Raw genomic sequence first — 20,732 nt, forward strand, 5'->3', positions numbered from 1 at the left:
CCTATCATTAATGGACCTGTTTTTACAAAATTATAAAATATTGACAGATTCACGATTCGTTTCGTCTTCTGGTTGAACCGGTTCCTCAACAACCGCCTCATTTTCATGACGAGCGTGCTCTGCTTCTTCTAAAGCGGATTGAACTTTTTCATTCAAACCTTCAAACGCTTGTGTTGCACCCAATTCTAAATTAGCTGCTTCGATGCGTTTTTGCAATTCTTCGATTTCAGCTGGAGAGAATTGACGAGTCAAATCGATATTCTCATTTTCTGGATGATGGTGCACTGATTCACCCAAAGCTTTTTCCACAATTTCACGGAAAGCTTCATCACTTGTCTGAATATACATAGCAGTTGGACGAAGAATTTCATCCCATTCAGGCGTATCGATAATGCTCAATTGGCTTTCGATGGTTGATTTCAAACGTTGATGGAAGACACGTGTCTTGTTTTTCAATTCTTCCGTTTCAACTGCAACTTTCTTGGCATTATCCGTTGCATGACGAAGGATTTCATTTGCTTTTTGTTTTGCTTCATCCACTAAGTGCTGTGCATCTTGTTCAGCTTGACGAACAATATTTTCAGAACGTTCGTTAGCGGCTTGTTTGACACGTTCCGCAGTATCTTGTGCAATCAAAACAGATTGACTCAATGAATCTTTCATTTCATCAAAATAGTTTAAGCGTTCTTCAAGAGCTTGAATTTTTGCTTCTTGATCATGATTTAAACGAACAAGATCTTCATAATCGCGAACAACGATATCTAGAAATTCTTCTACTTCGTTCGCATCATACCCTCTAAATTTAACGCCAAAAGTTTTATCTTTAATTTCTAAAGCAGTAAGAGCCATAACTCCTCCTCATTTTTTACTTAAGAGTATTTCAACAGTTACTTTATATTTTCCACTCTTTGAAATACCATTTTCAGAAACAATTTTAAGACGCCCAAAGCGTCGGACACTGACTAAATCATTCAGACCTACAGCATAGCTAACATTGGAAGTAGTCGCATAGTTAACTTTCACTAGACCAGAACTAATCAACTGACTAGCTTGTGAGCGCGAAAGCTTGAAGGTTCCAGCAATCACCTTGTCTAACCGAAAACTCGACACGAGAATATCTCGGTGCTGGCTTTCTTCCTCTATGATCATTTGTTCAGAGAGAGGAACTTCCCTCAGCTTAACAGGTACCCGAGAAATTTTCTGGATGTGATCCATGAAATAGTGAACAAAACGCTGTTCAACAAATACTTGGATCTTTCCATCACTTGTCAGAATATCTCCAAAGGACTTGCGCTCCACACCTAATTGGTGAACAATGGTCCCCAGTACCTGGGAATGAGTCAAGTGATGAAATTTTGAAGCATAGACCATTTCCAATAGGGCCAGATCAAAGTCACTTGGATCTAATTGGTAATAATCCGGAGCAACGATAACCTTGGCATACTCCATTTTCTGCTCATCACTGGAAGCAAAGACCTGTAATTGGTAGCTTGCCGCGACATTTCGTAAAATAGTGACCTGATGAGGGTTTAAAAAACCCGTCACCTCAACAGAATAGCGTTCCACCACTCTTTCAGACAATTCAATACAACGATCAATGAATTCGTGATCTTCGCGATTGAAATGTTGATAAATCTCTGTCTGTCCCATCGTATTCTATCCAATCAAAAGTAGGAACAAGCGGGCTAATAACTGATTCATCAAGTTCAAGACCAAAAGTGCTACTAGAACTGTAAAATCCAAGCCCCCAAACTGCAATGGTAACTTTCTAAAAAGGCTCAAAAATGGTTCAACTAGGCGGTGAACCATTTGTCCAAGAGTACTCTGAGGTGCCCCAGGGAACCAAGATAGTAAGGCATAGATGACAAGAATGATGGAATAGATTTGAATGATATTGGATAAGTATTGAAAGATAACCATCTTAACGATTACGTTTCATATCATAGTCAAATTCTGTCACTTCCACATCATTTGGAAGGCGGATATCTTCAATGTTAACGACTACATTAATTGGAGTCAACAAGTACATGGTACTTGCAACACGACGAAGATTTCCTGCTAAAACATAACGAGCCCCATCCAAATAATCTAAACAACGACGTGCTTGTACTTCAGTCATATATTGGAAGTCAATCAAGATACTCTCATTAGATAGTAATAGATCAACAATTTCAGTCGCTTCCTCGTATTTGCGGGGATAGCGTACATCAATGGTAATCTTTTCATCTGTATTCGCACGATTAGCAGCCAATTCACGTTGACGTTCATGCAAGCGAGTAATATTTTCAGATGTATTTTTCGTTGTTGAAACAGGTTCCTTCACTGCCGCTGTAGACACTGGAGTCGTAACAGGTGCGACAGGAGTCGGTTTTGGTTTTACTGGTTCTCTTTGACTAATCTGTGGACGTGGAGAAGTCACTTGAGGAGTCGGCTGTGGCTGTGGAACTGGTTGTGTTTCCGCCCCAGCTGCTTTTGCCTCGCGAACTTCTACTTCTTCACCGTCTTCTGTGAAGTAGTCAATAAAGTTGTTAAATTTATCTTTTAATGACATAGTTCTTTCCTATTTAAAAAATGATGTCCCAATTCTTACATAAGTCGCTCCGTTCGCAATGGCTACTTCAAAGTCACGACTCATACCCATACTTAGTTCTGAAAAAGGCATATTTTTTAATTGTTTCTTTTCTAGTTGTTTCTGAAGTTGGTGAGTTTTTGAAAAAATATCCTGCAACTCTTCTTGACTAGCCTCAAAAGGAGCCATCGTCATTAAACCAACAATTTCAATTTTGTCCAGCTGTGCAATTTCCGCTAAAACATCATCCAGTTCATCGGGTGCAAATCCATGCTTACTTTCTTCACCAGAAATGTTCACTTGGAGGAAACACTTGATCGGGTGTTCTGCTCGCTTTTGAATTTCTTGAGCCAGCTTCACCGAATCCAAGGCATGAAAGTAATCGACGAGATTGATCACGTCTTTTACTTTCCGCCGTTGTAGGCTCCCAATCAAGTGCCAAGTGAGGTCATACTCTTTTAGAGCTTGATACTTTTCTAGGAATTTATCGACACGATTTTCACCAATATGTTGGATACCTGTTTTCACCAGTGCTTCTGCTGTGGCAACATCCACATACTTGGTGACGGCTATCACATTAACTTGATCTTGACGGTTAGCTTTGTTTCTTGCTGTTTCTACTTGTTGCCGGACAAGATCAGCATTCTCTACCAGATTCATGATTAACGATTCCGGAAGAATGGTGGTGTTTCCAATTCATCATCATCTGAAGATGAATCTACGTAACGATCAACTTGATGTGTTGATGTTGGTTCAGTTTGGCGAACGATATTCTCACGACGAATATCCCAATCACCAAAGGCTGAGCCACGGTTTGGTTCTACCGCTGGACGACTTGGAGTTGTTGGCAATTCAACATCTTGTTTCAAATCAAATTCACGGTCAAATGGTGCAGCTTGTGGGCGTTGTTCACGTGGTCCTGTTTTATAAGGACGTTGTGAGGAAGCAATTCCGCTAACGCGTTCTACCTTGTCTTGACGGACACCAGTTGCAACAACCGTCACGCGGATTTCATCTTTAAGAGATTCATCAATAGATGTACCCAACCAGATATTCACTCCGTGACCTGCAGCTTGGTTCACAATTTCTGAAGCTTCTTCAGCTTCGATCAATGTCATATCCAAACCACCTGTTACGTTGACGATCACGTCTTCTGCACCATCAATTGTAGTTTCAAGAAGTGGAGAGTAAATGGCTTTACGAGCCGCTTCGATAACGCGTTCTTCACCGCTACCAACACCAATACCCATGAGGGCATTTCCTTTGTTTTCCATAACAGTCTTCACGTCTGCAAAGTCAAGGTTGATCAATCCAGGACTTGTGATCAAGTCAGTGATCCCTTGAACACCTTGACGAAGAACGTTATCTGCTTCACTCAAAGCTTCAAGAAGCGGTGTCTTCTTGTCTACAATTTCAAGCAAGTTGTTATTAGAAATAATCAACAATGTATCTACATGTTCGCGAAGTTCGTTGATCCCTTCAATAGCGAAGTTGCCACGTTTTGAACCTTCAAACCCGAATGGACGAGTGACAACTGCTACTGTCAAAGCACCTACAGCTTTGGCAATACGAGCGATGACTGGTGCAGCACCTGTACCAGATCCACCACCCATCCCTGCAGTGATGAAGACCATGTCTGCACCTTGCAAAGCTTCTGTTAATACTTCTTCGCTTTCTTCAGCTGCCTTACGACCAACTTCAGGTTGACCTCCAGCACCCAATCCACGAGTCAATTTTGGACCCAATTGGATAACTGTTTCAGCTTTTGCACTTGAAAGTGCTTGAACATCTGTATTAGCTGCGATGAATTCTACACCGGCAACGCCTTCGTCAATCATACGATTGATGGCGTTACCGCCACCGCCACCGACACCGATTACTTTAATTACTGCACCTTGTGCCGCTGCTGTGTCAAATGAAAATGTCATAAATACTTACACTCCTTAATCAAACATATTACCGATTAAATTTTTCATTCGGTCTGTGAATGTAGCTTTTTGTTCTTGATTGCTATCACTATTCGCTGCAGGAATTTCTGGTGCAGCTACTGGAGATTCGATCTTTTCAGCATTGTAAGCTGGTACTACCGGTTGTGCTGGAATAGCAGGTTGCGGTTGTGCTTGAGGTTGAGCTGGTCGATCAAATTGAATTGGTTGCTGGCGAAGACGTTGGTCTCCATGCACAGCAGCCTGAGCAAGAATGTCCACATCTGTCAAATTGCCTGCATATTCAGACAAACTAATCACGTGGGCAAAGGCTGGATTGCGAATTCCAATTTGATTTGGAACAAATAATTTTACATTTACACCAAAGACTTCTTGAGCCAATTCTTCAACACCAGGAAGGATCGCACCTCCACCGATAATCACAATACCTCCAGGAAGATCCAATAAATGTCTTCTCTCGAGATCTTGTTTGATTTGCTCAAAAATGTGTTTGATACGTGCCGAAATGATTTCAGCTAAGTACTTTTCTGTAACTTCAACTGGCTCTACTTCACCAATGACTTCTACATGGAATACTTCGTTTCCAGCAGATGGAACATAGGCTTCACCGTAGTTGAACTTCAAGCCTTCCGCCAATTTTTGAGAAGTCTTCAATACCTTAGAAATATCTTTGGTAACGTAATCGCCACCTTCTTGGTAAATATTTGTAAATTGAAGTTCTTGGCTACGAACAGATGCTACTGTTGTTTGGCCACCACCCAGATCAATCACTGTTGCTCCGAATTCACGTTCACCTTCGTTCAAGACTGTTTTGATCATCGCAAGCGGTGAAATAATGATGTTTTCAACTTGTAAGCCTGCACGTTCAACTGTTTTACGCAAATTGTGCAAAATGGTACGTGGCCCTGTATAAAGAAGTCCACGCATTTCAAGTCGGATTCCCATCATTCCACGTGGATCGCGAATTCCTTGGAAACCATCTACTGTGAATTCTTCAGGAATGAAGGTGATTACCTCACGATCCGGTGTCATACTTTTTGTGAGTGCAGATTTGACAACATTTTCAACATCTGCATCTGTGATTTCTTTCGAATCGCTTGTGACTGGAATCATTCCTTGAGTTGCTTCGATTTGTAGTAAGTTTGCAGGCAACCCAACATTGACTAGATTGATTGAAATCCCTGCTTTTTCTTCAGCTTGGCTGATTGCATTTTTAATTGCAGTTGAAGCAGCTTCGATATCTACTATAATTCCATCTTTGACGCCAGCACTTTTTGCATTGCTGACTCCAATTACATTCATTTCTCCGTTGACATGTTCTGCCACCAATACTTTTATTGAACTAGTACCGATATCTAAACCTGTAAAAAAGCCGTCTCTAGCCATTACACCAGTCCTCTCTCTTTATTTGTTTTCACTTTACATCTATTTATAGCCCTTTTGGTTAGAACTATCCAAACTTCATTATATCACAAAGAAGCCTAAAATGGACATTTTTTCTTTAATTATTTGAGATAATTTATGGGCTTTAGTCATTTCCTGAAGGATTCTGTCCCTCTGTATTTGACTCTTGCGTTGATTCCTCAGAATGTTCCCCTTGGTTTTCGGAAGCTTCAGCTTTCTCCTTTTCGGCCTTCTCTTTTTCAGCCTGCTCTTTCGCATCCGCGATCGATTGTTCGCTATAGCTGAAAATTCCTGCTTCCATATCAATAGTTGAAGCATCATCCAATTGTTTACTGATAGCCTTGTAGTAAGAAAGTTTTCGGTTAATTTGCGAAATAGGAATCAAGATTTTATTTTCATTTTTCATGGTAATAGTCACCAGATCCTTCGTTACCTTACTAGGTGTCAAATCAACAGAAACAATACCATTGGTGATTGAAGAGGAAATGGACGACATTTCTTTTACAAATTGTCTAATCAATTCCCGATCTGAAAACTTCAAACTAATATAAGAAGACGGTAATTCAGACGTTGGAGTGACTATTTCAACCACCTCACCATTTTCTAATACTGGGTAGTGATCTTCTCCCGTAACATAATAAGCAACCACTTTATGTTCTGTCACATTGACCTTAAAGGTCACTGGAAAGTGATAATTCATATGTATTTCTTTGATCCACGGGCTAGCTGCTTTCATATTCTGTTCATAAATCGACTTATGAATAAAGGTCGTCAGAGTATAATCTTCTTCTTTGATCTGGCTTTTTTTATACAATTGTTGCTGATCAACCACTTTGTTTCCAGAAAATTCAATCACTTTTTGTGTAGATAAAGGACTTAAGAAATAAAGAGAAAGAAGTGCAACCAACGAGCTAATCCCTAAAACAGGAAGGGCACGATAGATATGACGTTTTGCCACTGCCGGTTCCTTCTTCGATTTTTTCGTCTTCAAGCGTTCAAAAAATGAAGGCTTTTTCACTTGCTTCTCTAAATGATCTAGCTCCTCTATAGCTGGATCGTATTTTTCTCCATCTGAACTTTCCCCATCCGTTTCTGGATCCTCTTCGACTTCAGATTTATTTTCCTCTTCAGACTCTTTTATTTCGTCAGTTTCTTCCTCTGAGACAGAAGCTATTTCTTTTTCTGAAAGATCTTCGTTTTCTTTTGCTTCTTCTCTTTCAGTTTCCACAGCTTTAGACTCTTCCGTTTTTTCTAAGGCTTTTTTTTCTAAATATTCTTTATTTCTTTTTTGCCAGGCTGACAATTCTGTAATTTTGTCATCCGTTGGTGTTTTTTTATTGTCGTCCGTCATCTTTTCCCTTACTGATATCTTTTTGAAGCAGGCCATAAAAATCGTCTAGTGAAAGGAGTTCCGTCGATTTTTCCATTGCTTGGTGGTAGACTTGGCTTTGCTTCAACATTTCTTGAATGGTTTCATTAAAGGTTTCGAGCGTCAATTGATCTTCCTGCAATTGCTCTGCATAACCTTTATCCACAAAATACTGGGCATTTTCAATCTGATCGCCACGGCTGGCTTCTTTTCCTAGCGGTACAATCAGGTGGAGTTTATTCATGGCCAAGAGTTCAAACAAGGTATTGGCCCCACCTCTAGTCACCACTAAATCGGCCTTCTGGAGCATGGGCAAATACTGATCGGTTACATAATCTACTCGATACAAGCCACCCTCAGCCTGATTCAATGTTGAATCGCCTGTCAAATTGATGATATTGTATTGTTGCAAGAGCTCTGCTTGATGCTCTGTCACAAATTCATTAAAGACACGCGCACCTGCTGATCCTCCGACAAATAAAAGGGTCGGCAACTCTTTTCGAAATCCTTTTGTTTTTTCTTCTAAAACTTCTGAAGTTGGAGAAACAGGATCTGTGACCTTGGTCACCGCACCGATATGCGCACTCTTTGTCAAACCATGAGCTTGCTCGAAGGTCGTGTACATCTTGGTAGCGAATTTATAAGCAATTTTATTGGCCAATCCCATAGAAAGATCAGACTCATGGATATAGACAGGTACACGAGTGAGACGGGCTGCGATCACCGGTGGCACCGATACAAATCCCCCTTTTGAGAAGAGGACTTGTGGGCGCACACGAAGCAGGATTGCAATGGACTGGAGCGTTCCCCAAGCTACCTTGAAAACATCCATCATATTTTGGAAAGAGAAATAGCGACGCAATTTCCCTGTTGCAATCGAATGGAATCGTACCTCTAATCCAGACTTTTTGATCTCTTGGTATTCGATTCCTTTTTTGTCCCCAATATAATGGACTTCCCATCCATCTTCGATAAATTTTGGAATCAAGAGGAGATTAAGGGTCACATGTCCCACGGTTCCCCCACCAGTAAACATTATTTTTTTCATCTTATTTCAACCCTTTTACTGTAGCAAGGAATTCATCCCCACGCACTTCAAAATTCGGATACATATCCCAGCTGGCATTGGCAGGACTTAGTAGCACAACATCTCCAGGGCTAGCCAAGTCGAAGGCTTTCTTTGTAGCATCTGCTACATCTGTCGCATCGACATAAGGGACGCCTGCTTTATCGGCTGCGCGTTTCACTCGTGGAGCTGATTCCCCTAGAATCACCATCTCCTTTAGACCTGTAATATGAGGCACCAATTCATCGAATTCATTGCCACGATCGAGCCCTCCTGCAATCAAAATCACCTTGTTGTTATCAAAACCAGAAAGAGCTTTTTGTGTTGCTAAAATATTGGTCGATTTACTATCATTATAGAATTTGACACCTTGAATTTCATCCACATATTGAAGGCGGTGTTTTACACCCCCAAAGGCTGACAAGGTTTCTTTAATGACCTCATTCTCCACACCCCGGACTTTTGCAACAGCAATCGTTGCTAAGGCATTTTCTACATTGTGGCTACCTGGAACCCCCAGTTCATCTGCTCGCATAACAACTTCTCCCTTAAACTTGAGAAGTCCATCTTCCAAATAAGCACCGTCCACCTTTTCGATTGTAGAAAATGGAAGGACCCTTGCCTTGGTTTTTGTAGCGAGTTCCTTAGCCAAGTCTTGATTGAAGTTCAATACAATGACATCTTTTTCTGTCATATTCTTTTGAAGATTCCATTTAGCGGCTACATAATTTTCAAAAGAACCATGATAATCGATATGGGTTGGCATGAGGTTGGTAATCACTGCAATCTCTGGATGGAAGGCTTCAATTCCCATCAATTGGAAAGAAGACAATTCCATGACCAGAACTTCCTTTTCTGTCGCTGTTTGTGCGACTTGACTGGCTGGAAAACCAATATTCCCAGACAATAGACCACCTTGACCAGCAGCCGTCAAGACTTCCCCGATCATGGTTGTCGTCGTCGTTTTTCCGTTTGATCCTGTAATCCCAATAATTGGCGCATCCGAAATCAGATAAGCCAATTCTACTTCAGTAAGGACTGGAATACCCTTTTCAAGCGCTTTTTCGACCATCGGATTCGTATAAGGGATTCCTGGATTTTTGACCATGACCGCAAAGTCTTCATCCAACAACTCCAGAGGGTGGCCTCCTGTCACAACTTTAATCCCTTCTTCCAGTAAACTTTGTGCTGCTGGATTTTCTTCAAAAGGTTTGCCATCATTGACGGTCACAATCGCTCCTAAGCGATCCAACAAACGGGCAGCTGACTCGCCTGACTTAGCCAAACCTAATACAAGAACCTTTTTATTTTCAAATTGTTTCACAAATTTCATGATTTCTTCGCTCCATTTTTATCACTCTCTATTTTACCTTTTTTTAGCAAAATTAAAAAGCCCAAAGGGCTTTAAAAATCACGTCATCGTTTATTTTTCTGTTTGGTTGTCATTTTTGAAATATCCACTAAAGCTAGATAACCAATAGAGGCGAGAAAGGCACCGACAAAAAATTCAGATGGTAATTGAAAAATTTGAAAAATAGCAAGGCAAGTGAGAACGATAATCGAGACGATCAAAATAACCAATACCACACTATCTAACGTGCCACGGATGCTTTTTGGTGTCATAAAAAGATAAAAAAGGAGAATCAAAATCCCTAAGATAAAATAGACCATTTTGTTTCTCCTTTCTTTCAGTATTATTCAGCAGCAGCTGATTTTTTCTTTTTATTTGCTTTTTCGCGTTCTGCTTTGTTCAAGATTTGTTTACGCAAACGGATGGATTCAGGTGTTACTTCCATGTACTCATCGTCGTTCAAGAACTCAAGAGATTCTTCCAAGGTCAAGATACGAGGAGTCTTGATGACCGCTGTTTGGTCCTTGGTAGCTGAACGAACGTTGGTCATTTGTTTTGCTTTCGTAATGTTTACGGTCAAGTCGTTCTCACGAGAGTTTTCCCCGATGATCATTCCTTCGTAAACTTCTGTACCTGGGTTGACAAAGATCGTACCACGTTCCTCGATAGACATGATGGAGTAAGTCGTTGCTTTTCCGTTATCGATTGAAACAAGAGCACCACGGTGGCGTCCACCGATTTCTCCTGGAATCACTGGTAAGTATTGATCAAAGGTGTGGTTCATAATTCCGTAACCACGTGTCATTGACAAGAACTCTGTTGAGTATCCAATCAAACCACGCGCTGGAACAAGGAAGACCAAGCGAGTTTGACCGTTACCAGTTGAGATCATATCCAACATTTCACCTTTACGTTCAGAAAGGCTTTGAATAACAGATCCTTGATATTCTTCTGGTGTGTCGATTTGTACGCGCTCAAATGGTTCACATTTGACTCCATCAATTTCCTTGATGATAACTTCTGGACGAGATACTTGCAATTCATATCCTTCACGACGCATGGTTTCGATCAAGATAGACAAGTGCAATTCCCCACGTCCTGAAACTGTCCATTTATCAGGTGAGTCAGTCGGGTCAACACGAAGAGAGACATCTGTTTGCAATTCTGCTTGCAAGCGTTCTTCGACTTTACGAGAAGTTACCCATTTTCCTTCGCGACCAGCAAATGGTGAGTTGTTAACCAAGAAGGTCATTTGAAGCGTTGGTTCATCGATGTGAAGGATTGGAAGAGCTTCAACTGCATCTGTCGGTGTGATCGTTTCTCCAACGAAGATATCTTCCATACCAGAGATAGCGATCAAGTCACCCGCTTTAGCTTCTTGAATCTCACGACGCTCCAAACCAAAGAAACCAAAGAGTTTGGTAACACGGAAGTTCTTAGTCGTTCCATCCAATTTAGAAAGAGTTACTTGGTCCCCAACTTTTACAGTACCACGGAAGACACGTCCGATACCGATACGTCCAACGAAGTCGTTGTAATCAAGCAGGGATACTTGGAATTGAAGGGGCTCATCTGAGTTATCAACTGGAGCTGGGATGTGATCAATGATGGTATCAAAGATCGGTGCCATTGTGTGCTCTTGATCAGCTGGATCATCTGAAAGTGAAGAGGTTCCGTTGATCGCTGATGCATAAACAACCGGGAATTCCAATTGGTCATCATCCGCACCTAATTCGATGAACAGTTCAAGAACTTCATCTACAACTTCTTCTGGACGAGCAGATGGTTTATCGATTTTGTTGACTACAACGATCGGAACAAGATCTTGTTCCAAGGCTTTTTTCAATACGAAACGAGTCTGAGGCATGGTTCCTTCGTAGGCATCTACGACCAATACAACCCCATCCACCATTTTCATGATCCGTTCCACTTCTCCACCAAAGTCCGCGTGTCCTGGTGTGTCCATGATATTGATTCGAGTTCCGTTATAAGCAACGGCTGTATTTTTAGCAAGAATAGTAATCCCACGTTCTTTTTCAAGATCGTTTGAGTCCATTGCACGTTCTTGCAATTCTTTACGTTCATCCAAGGTGTGCGATTGTTTCAACAATTCGTCTACCAAGGTTGTTTTACCATGGTCAACGTGGGCAATGATCGCAACGTTACGAATATCTTCTCTTAATTTTGTCATGATTTCCTCTATAAAATTTTAAATAATATTTCTAACTGAACAATTATACCACAGTCCTATCTAAAAAACACAGTTCAGCTAGTTGTAAATGTTTTCATCTTCATTTCTTTTCTCCGACTCGATTTCCTTTTCTTTTCATGATACACTGATGATAAGAATTTCAGAAAAAGAGGCTCCCATGAGATTAGATCAATTGATGGCAGACCATCACTACGCTCGTAAAGACATCAAACAACTTTTGGCCCGAAGGCAAATCTTGGTCGATCACCTACCAGCTCAAAAGCTATCCCAAAACATCGACCCTGGACTCCAACAGATTCAAATCGGGGAACGGATCATTCAAGAACCGCGTCACCACTACTACATGCTCCATAAACCAATTGGAGCCGTGACCGCCAAAAGAGACGCCCACCATCTAACGGTGATCGAGCTAGTGGACCCCCAGCAAGAGTACCCAGACCTCTATCCACTTGGTCGCCTCGATCGCGATACCAGTGGTCTTCTCCTCCTCACAGATAATGGTCCCTTAGGCTTTCAATTGCTCCATCCTCAATACCATGTGGAGAAAGTCTATGAGGTAGAAGTCAATGGTCCGCTTTATGCAGCCCACATCGAGCAATTTCAGAATGGGATTTCATTCACAGACGGTCCTATCTGCAAGCCGGCTTCCTTGACCATTCTAGAAAGTACCCCCAGCTACAGCAAGGCCCAGGTCCGAATCTCAGAAGGAAAATACCACCAAGTGAAAAAGATGTTTTTAGCCATTGGGGTCAAAGTAATGACCTTAAAACGCTTATCTTTTGGTCCCTTCACCTTGGATCCTCAGTTAGCTCCTGGAGAAAGTCGGCCTTTGAATGAGGTGGAGCTCACATGGGTCAAAGATTTTCTTGAAAAAACGAGATAAAAAAGCTCTAACCACACACTTTGTGCAGTTAGAGCTCTTTTTATTAAGCGTCTTTTTTCACTTTCCCATTCCAAGAATCAAGACCATAAGACAAGACATAAATGTCTGTATAGCCCTGTTTCTTAAGATAGAGAGCCGCATTGGTTACACGCGAACTACGGCTATTTTCATAAAGCAAAATCGGTTTATCTTTGCGCAAGGCTGCAAGACTCAACTTCAACTGAGTAGAAGGAATGTTGCGCGCTCCTAAAATATGCTTGGCATGAAACTCAGCTGGCTCTCGCAAGTCAATCAACTGCCCTTGACGAATCAGCTCTTCAAAAGTCGCATTATCCACAAATTTAGCAGCTTTACGGATGCGGAAATAATTAAACGCCATCCATCCAAATACTCCTAAAATAGCCAACCAAACAATGATATTTCCCATCACTCTACCTCACTCTTTTTCAAAAATTCTAATTCTTGCTTGTGTTCTCTTCTTAAAACGGTATCGGCTTCTAAATAATCGAGCCGCTCCATCAGGCCTGCATCATAAAGACGTTGAAGCTCAATTTTCATCAATTCGATGTCATAGAGGCGCTTCCCTACGTAAATGATGATTCCAAAACGTTTTAAAAATTGTTGAACATCATACAGGTTTTTCATGTTCATTATTGTATCAAATTTAGAAAGGCTTTACAAGATTTTCAAGCAAATGATGAAATTTTTCGATTGCTTTACGAATAAATAAGTATGATCAACTTTTATTTTTTTACCATCGGTACTTGTATCGCCTCTTTTTTGGGACTAGTTGTCGATCGTTTCCCAAACCAATCCATTCTCGCTCCTCGCAGTCATTGCGATCACTGCCAGCACGTCCTTGGCGTTTGGGATCTCATCCCCATTCTCTCACAACTCCTGCATCGTTTTCGCTGTCGCTATTGTCATCAGACCTATCCATTTTGGTACTGCCTTTTTGAGGTCTGGAGTGGCCTGCTCTTTTTAGCCTACGCCAATGGTTTCCTTTCTCTGCCTCAACTTCTAACACTACTGGGAGCTGCCGTCTTAGCCATCTATGACCTACGCTTTATGGAATACCCCTTGGTCATCTGGTGCTGTCTCCACGCCTTGGCCCTCTTTTTATCTGGTAGTAATCTCCTCATGCTGGTCTTTTTACTCCTTGCGATCGGAGCTCACTTTTTCTTTATTGGAATGGGGGCGGGGGATTTCCTCTTACTCGCTACCTTCTCGCTAACCTTTTCCTCTACCAAGATCCTCTTTCTCATTCAGATCGCATCCATCTTAGGCATTCTCGTCTTTGCTCTCAAAAAAGAAAGAGACCGGATTCCCTTTGTTCCCTGTCTCTTTCTCAGTTATCACGCTTTACTGCTTTATACGATATTTTGCAGATAAATTCTTTTTATTTTGCAGCCTTCGCTTCTAGATAATCGGCGATGGCAGCTACGTCCTTGTCCCCACGTCCGGAAACGTTGATGATGATGATCTTGTCTTTATCCAGTTTTGGAGCACGTTTAACCGCTTCTGCAATCGCGTGTGAGCTTTCAATGGCTGGGAGAATTCCTTCTGTCTTACTGAGAAGAAGAAGGGCTTCTACTGCTTCATCATCTGTCGCTGCTACATATTCGACACGACCAGAATCTTTAAAGAAAGCATGCTCCGGGCCAACCCCTGGGTAGTCCAAACCAGCAGAGATCGAGTAAACTGGCGCTACTTTTCCATCTTCGCCAAAGACAGCATAGGTCTTCATACCATCAACCACACCGATAGTCCCTTTGGTCATGGTCGCTGCGTGTTGATCGGTGTCCAAGCCATGTCCAGCTGCTTCTACCCCAATCAAGCCGACTTCCTCTTCTGCGACATATTCAGAAAAGGCACCAATGGCATTAGAGCCACCACCGACACAGGCAATCACATAATCCGGCAAACTGCCTTCTTTTTCCAAGATTTGACGTTTAGATTCTTCACTGATTACTTTTTGGAATTCATGCACAATGGTTGGGTAAGGGTGAGGTCCAACAGCAGAACCCAAAACGTAAAAGGCATCCAGATCCGCCATCCATGCTCCAAACGCCGCATCAACGGCATCTTTCAAGGTCTTAGTCCCGGTTTCAACCGCATGGACGGTTGCCCCCATCATTTCCATGCGGAAGACATTCAAGCGTTGGCGTTCCACGTCTTCTGCCCCCATGTAGACATCACAGGCCATACCGAACTTAGCTGCCGCAGCTGCTGTAGCTACACCGTGTTGACCGGCTCCTGTTTCAGCAATCACGCGCGTTTTGCCCATGCGTTTAGCCAAGAGGATTTGCCCCAAAACGTTATTCAATTTATGTGAACCTAGGTGATTCAAGTCTTCGCGCTTCAAATAAATTTTTGCCCCACCTAAATGCTCTGTCAAACTTTCCGCAAAGTAGAGCGGTGTTTCCCGTCCAGAATAGTCTTTCAAATAATGTTTATATTCTGCGATAAATTCTGGATCATTTTTATATTGTTCAAAAGTTTCCTCTAATTGATTGAGCAAGTTTTGAATGGGTTCTGGTACGAAAGATCCACCAAATTGTCCGAAATAGCCTTTTGTTTCTGTCATGATTGTGTCCTCTTTTCTATATCTTCAATCCTGTTTATGATCTTTTTCTCTCGCGGGCCCTTTGAGCTGCAGTCTCACTGGGTTCCTTTGAGATACAAAAAACCTCACACAGAAAAATCTGTGTGAGGACGATTCGATACCGCGGTGCCACCTCAATTGTAGGAAGATATTCTTTCTCCTACATCTCTGACCTGTCTAACAACAGGGTGCACGATAAGGTGTGCTCACCGAATTTTTATTGTTTCAAATTCATTATCATAAACGCATCAGCCCATTTCAAGATTCACCACTGCTTGTTCGCAATCACCACAAGCTCCCTGGAAGTGAGAAAAATCTCTACTTTTCTGATGTCTTGAAACTATTATAGCTCCCGCTTCTGACTTTGTCAACAAAAATTTCAAAAAGACACTAAAATGTTCGGATTTTACATTTCCCCATTTTTTGCTAGCAATCGTGCTCTGCAATACTGAAAGCCTAAATAAGCCAGATAAGCTCCTAAGGTATTGGTCCACAAATCATCTAGCTCAAAGACACGATTGGCATCAAACAAGAGATCTAACAGAACTTGGCTGCATTCAATCCACAAGCTCATCGCAAAGCCGAAGCACAAGACCCGTTTGCGGCTCCTCAACCAGGGCCATAGCCAGAGAAGTTGAAAGACCAGCGGGCTTAACAAAAAGATATTGGCTATATTTTGGAGGATGACCTTAATGAGTTGGAGGACACTGGTAATCTGGCCAAGATTCATCACCGAATTAAGAGGAACTAGCAGAACGACGATACGACCGAAATGTTGAATACCCGGTGTTTCCATACCTGGCTCTGGCTGTTGGGGCAAAAAACACATCAAACACAAGAGGATAAAATAGAAGAAGCTGCCACTCCGTAACAGCCTTCTTCCTCTTTTTGTTAGTTCTGTATGATCCATCAGCCCTTGTTTAAGGTTGCGCATGTTCAACAATCGCTTTCTCCCAGTCCCGTTTCATGGTATTTGAACGCAATTGGCCACAGGCAGCATCAATATCTGTACCGTGCTCTTGACGCACTACACAGTTAACACCTTGTTTTTTCAAGGTATCATAGAAGGCCATGACCCGTTCTTTTGGACTCCGGCTATATTGGTCATGCTCACTGACAGGATTGTAAGGAATCAAGTTAACATAAGACAATTTCTTGATATTCTTGAGCAATTCTGCTAACTCTAAGGCTTGCTCGACCCCGTCATTGACTTCATTGAGCATGATGTACTCAAAGGTCACCCGACGGTTCGTAGTCTCAATATAGTATTCAATCGCCGCAAACAATTTTTCAATTGGGAAAGCGCGGTTGATCTTCATGATGCTAGAGCGCAAGTCATTGTTGGGAGCATGAAGAGACACTGCCAAATTGACCTGCACACCTTCATTTGCAAAGTCACGAATTTTATGAGCCAAACCAGAAGTTGACACGGTAATATGACGAGCACCAATCGCTAATCCCTTGTCATCGTTGACCGTCCGGATAAATTTCAAGACATTGTTATAGTTGTCAAATGGTTCTCCGATCCCCATGACAACGATATGGCTGACCCGTTCGTCTTGGCCACGTTCGTCAAAGTATTTTTGCACCAACATGATTTGAGACACGATTTCCCCATTGTTCAAATCGCGTTGTTTTTTGATCAAACCAGAAGCACAGAAGGTACAACCAATATTGCATCCTACTTGAGTCGTTACACAGACAGATAAACCGTAGTGCTGACGCATCAAGACGGTTTCAATCAACATGCCGTCTGGCAATTCAAAGAGGTACTTGACCGTCCCGTCTGCTGACTCTTGCACGATCCGTTGCTTGAGTGGGTTGACGACAAACTGATCATTCAACTTCGCAATCAAGTCCTTAGAAAGGTTGGTCATTTCTTCGAAGGACTGGACGCGTTTGCGATAGAGCCATTCCCAGATTTGTGCTGCACGGAATTTCTTTTCGCCGTTTTCTTCCGCCCAATCAATCATATCCTGGCGTGTTAAACTATAAATGGATGGTTTCATTCTTTCTTACTCCTCTTTTTGTCGAATCACAAAATGACGTTTGTTGTCTGTCTTCGTTGTCTTTTTAGTCTCAGCAGACGGTCTTGTTTTTTTCGAGTTTTTGGCTGGTTGTCCCTTGTCGCGTTCTCGTTTTTGGAAACGATCTTTTTGTTTGCGATTACGCGAACGCTTTTTAGGTTCTCTTTCTTCTGATTGAGCTTTTTTGACCGGTGATTTCTTATCAAAAGAAGCACGATGAGGTTCCTTATTTTCAAGGACAAAATAAGCACAACCATAGCTACAATATTCTAACAAATAATCGTCTAAGCGACTTAATTTATCCATCGTTGCAACATCGCGCTCTTCCTTATAGAAGCCACGCAAGCGCAACTGCTCATTGCTCCAATCACCAACAATGTAATCAAACTTGGTTAAAATCTCAGAAAATCGCTGACCAAAAACAGTCGCATCAAAAGCTTCCTTCTCATTTTTCAAGAGCTCAAAGGAGAGGTTTTCTGAACGGATTTGGTCTCCTACCTGATGAAAGACAGGTCCAGGAAATTTATTGTAATTATATAATTCAGGGTCAATCTCTTTTCGCATAGTGTTCCTTCATCAAAATCTATTTACTGTAACACTTTATTTTATCATAAATTTGATGACTTGCGTCAGATTTGACTAGAAAAGAGTTGAAATTCCTTTGAGAGCAAAAAGAGAGTGGGATAGAAATCGGTAACTCGTTACAATTCGATTTCGTCGTCCCACCTCCGCACAGTTGAGTAGGGCTGTAAAAGCTGATGAAATCAACGTAGTAGAGCCCACTCAACCACTGCGTCTTGCTCGACAATCCAAAAATAATTGAGAGGCTAGGACTTTTGTCCCAGCCTCTATGAATATTCATTGCCGGATGCAAGTGGCAAAAAAAGAGTAATTTTGGTATAGCTATTGGCCTTAGAATCAATCTCCATATGATAGGCTTCGCCAAATTGAAGATGCAATCGTTGGTCCACATTTTTCAAGCCAACACCTCCTAAACGAAGAAGGGTTTGGTCTGTTGATTCTGATCGATCAAACCCTCGTCCATTGTCAAAAATCGATACGCAGGCGTAGTCTCCACTGACTTCAGTTGTCACTCGAATGAGACCTGGCCGATCGATCTCTTTAATGCCATGGTAAATCGCATTTTCCACTAAGGGTTGAAGCACTAATTTGGGGAGCTGATAGTCGACCAACCGTTCATCTTCTAGAATTTCATAATTGAGCTTTTCACCATAACGTTGCTTCTGAATGAAAAGATACTGGCGGACATGGTCGATTTCATCTCTCAGTAGGATTTGTTCCTGGCCTTGGTTGAGAGCCAGTCGAAAATATTGGGCCAAAGACTTGGTGATGTCGACCACGCGCCGACTATCGTTAAACTCTGCCATCCAGACAATCGTATCCAAAGTATTGTAGAGGAAATGCGGATTTATCTGAGCAGAAAGTGCCCGCAACTCGTACCGCCGTGCGTTCTGTTCCTCTTCCTTGACCTGTTGCATGAGGTGATCGATTTGGTCCAACATGGCATTAAAAGCTTGAGCGAGGGCCACCAATTCTGGAGATCCTTTGGCTGCAGCCCTCACGTGAGCATCTCCTGCTCCAATCCTCAAAATGATAGTCTGAAGGTCTTGTAAGGGTTTGATCCACAAACGCAGAACAAAGCCGATCCCTATCAAACACATGATCAAAGCTAGTAATCCTAGACCAATGAAAGAGTACAGGAGTTGCGACTGCAGCATCTGAAGTCCTTCAAGTGAAGCCACTCCAATCAAGGTCCAATCGCTATCTGGAATCGGAACCTGATAGATAAAATTCTGTCCTCCTTTAGCATAGCCATCTGTCACAGCAATATAGGGCTGCATGGCCTGCATTTCTTGGCTGGAGGAATAGACCGCCTTTTTAGGATGGTAGACAAACTCATGCTTTTGATTAATGATAAAACTAAAGCCTTGTCTCCCTAGTTGAAGGTGATCCAAGTAAGCCTGAAGGCTATCGTAGCCAATATCCAAGCGTACTACTCCGAGATTTTGACCAGCCTGATCGACCACTTCTTGGGTAATAGAAACCACCCATTTTTCTTTTTCCGAGGTCAAGGATTCCTTTCGAGCTGGCGTCAAAACTGGCATGGCTCTTTCCTTAATCGCCTCTTGATACCAACTTTCATTCATCATATCTGAGGAAGTCTGCATGCTGATTTTGGAATCTGTCGCTACCAGACGTCCATCCTTGGTCACCAAGACCGCTGAGACCAGGTCCGGATCCGTTTCTATCATCGTTCGCATCAAGTGTTGAACCGTTTCTTGATCCGCACTCTTGTCTTGGGCAAATTGGCGAACAGCCTGTTCCTTGCTAAGCACCGTTGTCGTCTGCTTTAATTTTTTTAGATAAGAGGTGATAAACTGACTGCTTTGATCGATACTATTTCTTGTCGTCCGTTCCGTTAGCTGGCGGATCGTCCCTGAACTCGTTTGATAGTAAAGGCTACCGATGAGACCAAAAAGTAGGAGAATGAAGAGAAAAAAGTAGAGGACCAGCTGAATCAGCAAGGGATATCGTTTCATTCATGCTCTCCTTTTTTGTACTGCCTTGGTGTCACCCCAACCACCTGCTTAAAGCGTTGAGAAAAATAGTTCATATCTTCAAAACCAACCTGATCGGCGATCTCATAAATCTTTAGATCTGTCGTGAGAAGCAAGAGTTGAGCCTTCTTCATTCGCTCCTGGATGAGGTAGTCTTGGAAGGGGAGTCCCAATTTTTTCTTGATCAATACACTTAGATAAGAGGCACTGAAACCAAGTTGATAGGCCAGATCCTTTAGAGTTAACTGAGAGTCTGCTAAACGAGCATGAATGGCTTCTTCCAAGTCTGTCGAATAACCATGACTGACCAAATCTTCGACTTGCGCCTTTTTTCGCTCTTGATCGAGTTTTCCCTTCACCTTTGCTAACATCTCTTCAATATCATCTTTTGAAAAAGGCTTCAGCAAATAATCATCTGCACCTAACTTGATGGCTTTCCTCGCAAACTCAAAGTCATCATAACCCGTCAAAAAAATGATATGACAAGACGGAGACTTCTCCTTGACGAGATGGGCCAGATCCAAGCCGTTCATTTGTGGCATATTGATATCAGTTAGAAGGATGTCGGCTGGTTGCTCTTGAAACTTCTCCCAGGCCTCACGGCCATTTTCTGCCTGGTTGATGACGGTCATTCCAAACTGTTCATAATCCACTAAGGAAGTCAGTCCCTGCCGGATAAGCTCTTCATCTTCCACAATCATGATCGCATACATGTCTTTCA

At 42.1% G+C, this 20,732-nt stretch carries 22 protein-coding genes and 1 other annotated feature; of the genes, 2 read left to right on the forward strand and 20 right to left on the reverse strand.

Annotated elements, in window-relative coordinates; all coding sequences use genetic code 11:
• Positions 1–30 precede the first annotated feature (30 nt).
• From AC6IZR_RS08000 to typA, 12 genes are all read right to left on the reverse strand, one after another.
• Positions 31–849, reverse strand: a complete 819-nt coding sequence (locus AC6IZR_RS08000) for a DivIVA domain-containing protein (protein WP_462128586.1) — start codon at positions 847–849, stop codon at positions 31–33.
• Between the two features lie 9 nt (positions 850–858).
• The gene (locus AC6IZR_RS08005; protein WP_070586407.1) at positions 859–1,650 is read right to left on the reverse strand and encodes a YlmH family RNA-binding protein; all 792 of its coding nucleotides are present in this window, start codon (positions 1,648–1,650) and stop codon (positions 859–861) included.
• 6 nt (positions 1,651–1,656) lie between these two features.
• Complete coding sequence (locus tag AC6IZR_RS08010) at positions 1,657–1,920, reverse strand: YggT family protein (protein ID WP_003011858.1); 264 nt, start codon at positions 1,918–1,920, stop codon at positions 1,657–1,659.
• 1 nt (position 1,921) lies between these two features.
• Positions 1,922–2,551 (reverse strand): cell division protein SepF, encoded by a 630-nt coding sequence (locus AC6IZR_RS08015; protein WP_003005962.1) that lies wholly within the window; start codon positions 2,549–2,551, stop codon positions 1,922–1,924.
• A gap of 9 nt (positions 2,552–2,560) precedes the next feature.
• Positions 2,561–3,229, reverse strand: a complete 669-nt coding sequence (locus AC6IZR_RS08020) for a YggS family pyridoxal phosphate-dependent enzyme (RefSeq protein WP_070586406.1) — start codon at positions 3,227–3,229, stop codon at positions 2,561–2,563.
• A 2-nt stretch (positions 3,230–3,231) separates the two neighbouring features.
• A complete protein-coding gene (gene ftsZ / locus AC6IZR_RS08025; protein WP_003005955.1) occupies positions 3,232–4,497 on the reverse strand; it encodes a cell division protein FtsZ in 1,266 nt (421 codons plus the stop codon).
• A 15-nt stretch (positions 4,498–4,512) separates the two neighbouring features.
• A complete protein-coding gene (ftsA, locus tag AC6IZR_RS08030) occupies positions 4,513–5,901 on the reverse strand; it encodes a cell division protein FtsA (RefSeq protein WP_003017956.1) in 1,389 nt (462 codons plus the stop codon).
• 142 nt (positions 5,902–6,043) lie between these two features.
• Entirely contained in the window at positions 6,044–7,270 is a 1,227-nt protein-coding gene (locus AC6IZR_RS08035; protein WP_371507749.1) for a cell division protein FtsQ/DivIB, read from the reverse strand.
• Entirely contained in the window at positions 7,254–8,336 is a 1,083-nt protein-coding gene (locus AC6IZR_RS08040) for a UDP-N-acetylglucosamine--N-acetylmuramyl-(pentapeptide) pyrophosphoryl-undecaprenol N-acetylglucosamine transferase (RefSeq protein ID WP_301356217.1), read from the reverse strand. Before AC6IZR_RS08040 ends, AC6IZR_RS08035 begins: the two co-directional genes overlap by 17 nt.
• A 1-nt stretch (position 8,337) precedes the next feature.
• A complete protein-coding gene (gene murD, locus AC6IZR_RS08045; RefSeq protein WP_497848413.1) occupies positions 8,338–9,687 on the reverse strand; it encodes a UDP-N-acetylmuramoyl-L-alanine--D-glutamate ligase in 1,350 nt (449 codons plus the stop codon).
• Positions 9,688–9,770: 83 nt separating this feature from the next.
• Positions 9,771–10,025, reverse strand: a complete 255-nt coding sequence (locus AC6IZR_RS08050) for a DUF3165 family protein (RefSeq protein WP_003017963.1) — start codon at positions 10,023–10,025, stop codon at positions 9,771–9,773.
• A gap of 23 nt (positions 10,026–10,048) precedes the next feature.
• Positions 10,049–11,896: a translational GTPase TypA gene (gene typA / locus AC6IZR_RS08055; RefSeq protein ID WP_003017941.1), complete on the reverse strand. Its 1,848-nt coding sequence runs from the start codon at positions 11,894–11,896 to the stop codon at positions 10,049–10,051.
• 178 nt (positions 11,897–12,074) lie between these two features.
• Between typA and AC6IZR_RS08060 the strand changes: the two genes are divergently transcribed.
• The gene (locus tag AC6IZR_RS08060; protein ID WP_497848414.1) at positions 12,075–12,800 is read left to right on the forward strand and encodes a 16S rRNA pseudouridine(516) synthase; all 726 of its coding nucleotides are present in this window, start codon (positions 12,075–12,077) and stop codon (positions 12,798–12,800) included.
• A 43-nt stretch (positions 12,801–12,843) separates the two neighbouring features.
• On the opposite strand, the gene AC6IZR_RS08065 is transcribed toward AC6IZR_RS08060, so the two are convergent.
• Together AC6IZR_RS08065 and AC6IZR_RS08070 are read right to left on the reverse strand one after the other, a co-directional pair.
• A complete protein-coding gene (locus tag AC6IZR_RS08065) occupies positions 12,844–13,227 on the reverse strand; it encodes a rhodanese-like domain-containing protein (RefSeq protein WP_070666476.1) in 384 nt (127 codons plus the stop codon).
• A complete protein-coding gene (locus tag AC6IZR_RS08070) occupies positions 13,227–13,445 on the reverse strand; it encodes a YqgQ family protein (protein ID WP_003017930.1) in 219 nt (72 codons plus the stop codon). Before AC6IZR_RS08070 ends, AC6IZR_RS08065 begins: the two co-directional genes overlap by 1 nt.
• 87 nt (positions 13,446–13,532) lie before the next feature.
• On the opposite strand from AC6IZR_RS08070, the gene AC6IZR_RS08075 reads away from it, so the two are divergent.
• Positions 13,533–14,192, forward strand: a complete 660-nt coding sequence (locus AC6IZR_RS08075; RefSeq protein ID WP_497848415.1) for a prepilin peptidase — start codon at positions 13,533–13,535, stop codon at positions 14,190–14,192.
• 7 nt (positions 14,193–14,199) lie between these two features.
• On the opposite strand, the gene trpB is transcribed toward AC6IZR_RS08075, so the two are convergent.
• The 6 genes from trpB to AC6IZR_RS08105 form a co-directional block, all read right to left on the reverse strand.
• On the reverse strand, positions 14,200–15,387 hold the full coding sequence (trpB, locus tag AC6IZR_RS08080; RefSeq protein WP_342984172.1) for a tryptophan synthase subunit beta: 1,188 nt from the start codon (positions 15,385–15,387) through the stop codon (positions 14,200–14,202).
• 121 nt (positions 15,388–15,508) lie between these two features.
• Positions 15,509–15,744: a binding site (T-box leader), on the reverse strand.
• Positions 15,745–15,811: 67 nt separating this feature from the next.
• Complete coding sequence (locus AC6IZR_RS08085) at positions 15,812–16,339, reverse strand: VanZ family protein (RefSeq protein ID WP_070586397.1); 528 nt, start codon at positions 16,337–16,339, stop codon at positions 15,812–15,814.
• Positions 16,326–17,414, reverse strand: a complete 1,089-nt coding sequence (gene rlmN / locus AC6IZR_RS08090; RefSeq protein WP_497848416.1) for a dual-specificity RNA methyltransferase RlmN — start codon at positions 17,412–17,414, stop codon at positions 16,326–16,328. The genes AC6IZR_RS08085 and rlmN overlap by 14 nt, the downstream gene beginning before the upstream one ends.
• 6 nt (positions 17,415–17,420) lie before the next feature.
• A complete protein-coding gene (locus AC6IZR_RS08095) occupies positions 17,421–17,996 on the reverse strand; it encodes a YutD family protein (RefSeq protein WP_045759156.1) in 576 nt (191 codons plus the stop codon).
• 284 nt (positions 17,997–18,280) lie between these two features.
• Positions 18,281–19,993, reverse strand: a complete 1,713-nt coding sequence (locus AC6IZR_RS08100; protein ID WP_497848417.1) for a cache domain-containing sensor histidine kinase — start codon at positions 19,991–19,993, stop codon at positions 18,281–18,283.
• Positions 19,990–20,724 (reverse strand): response regulator transcription factor, encoded by a 735-nt coding sequence (locus AC6IZR_RS08105; RefSeq protein ID WP_223325774.1) that lies wholly within the window; start codon positions 20,722–20,724, stop codon positions 19,990–19,992. Before AC6IZR_RS08105 ends, AC6IZR_RS08100 begins: the two co-directional genes overlap by 4 nt.
• Positions 20,725–20,732: the final 8 nt, after the last annotated feature.

Source organism: Streptococcus mobilis (assembly GCF_059727625.1).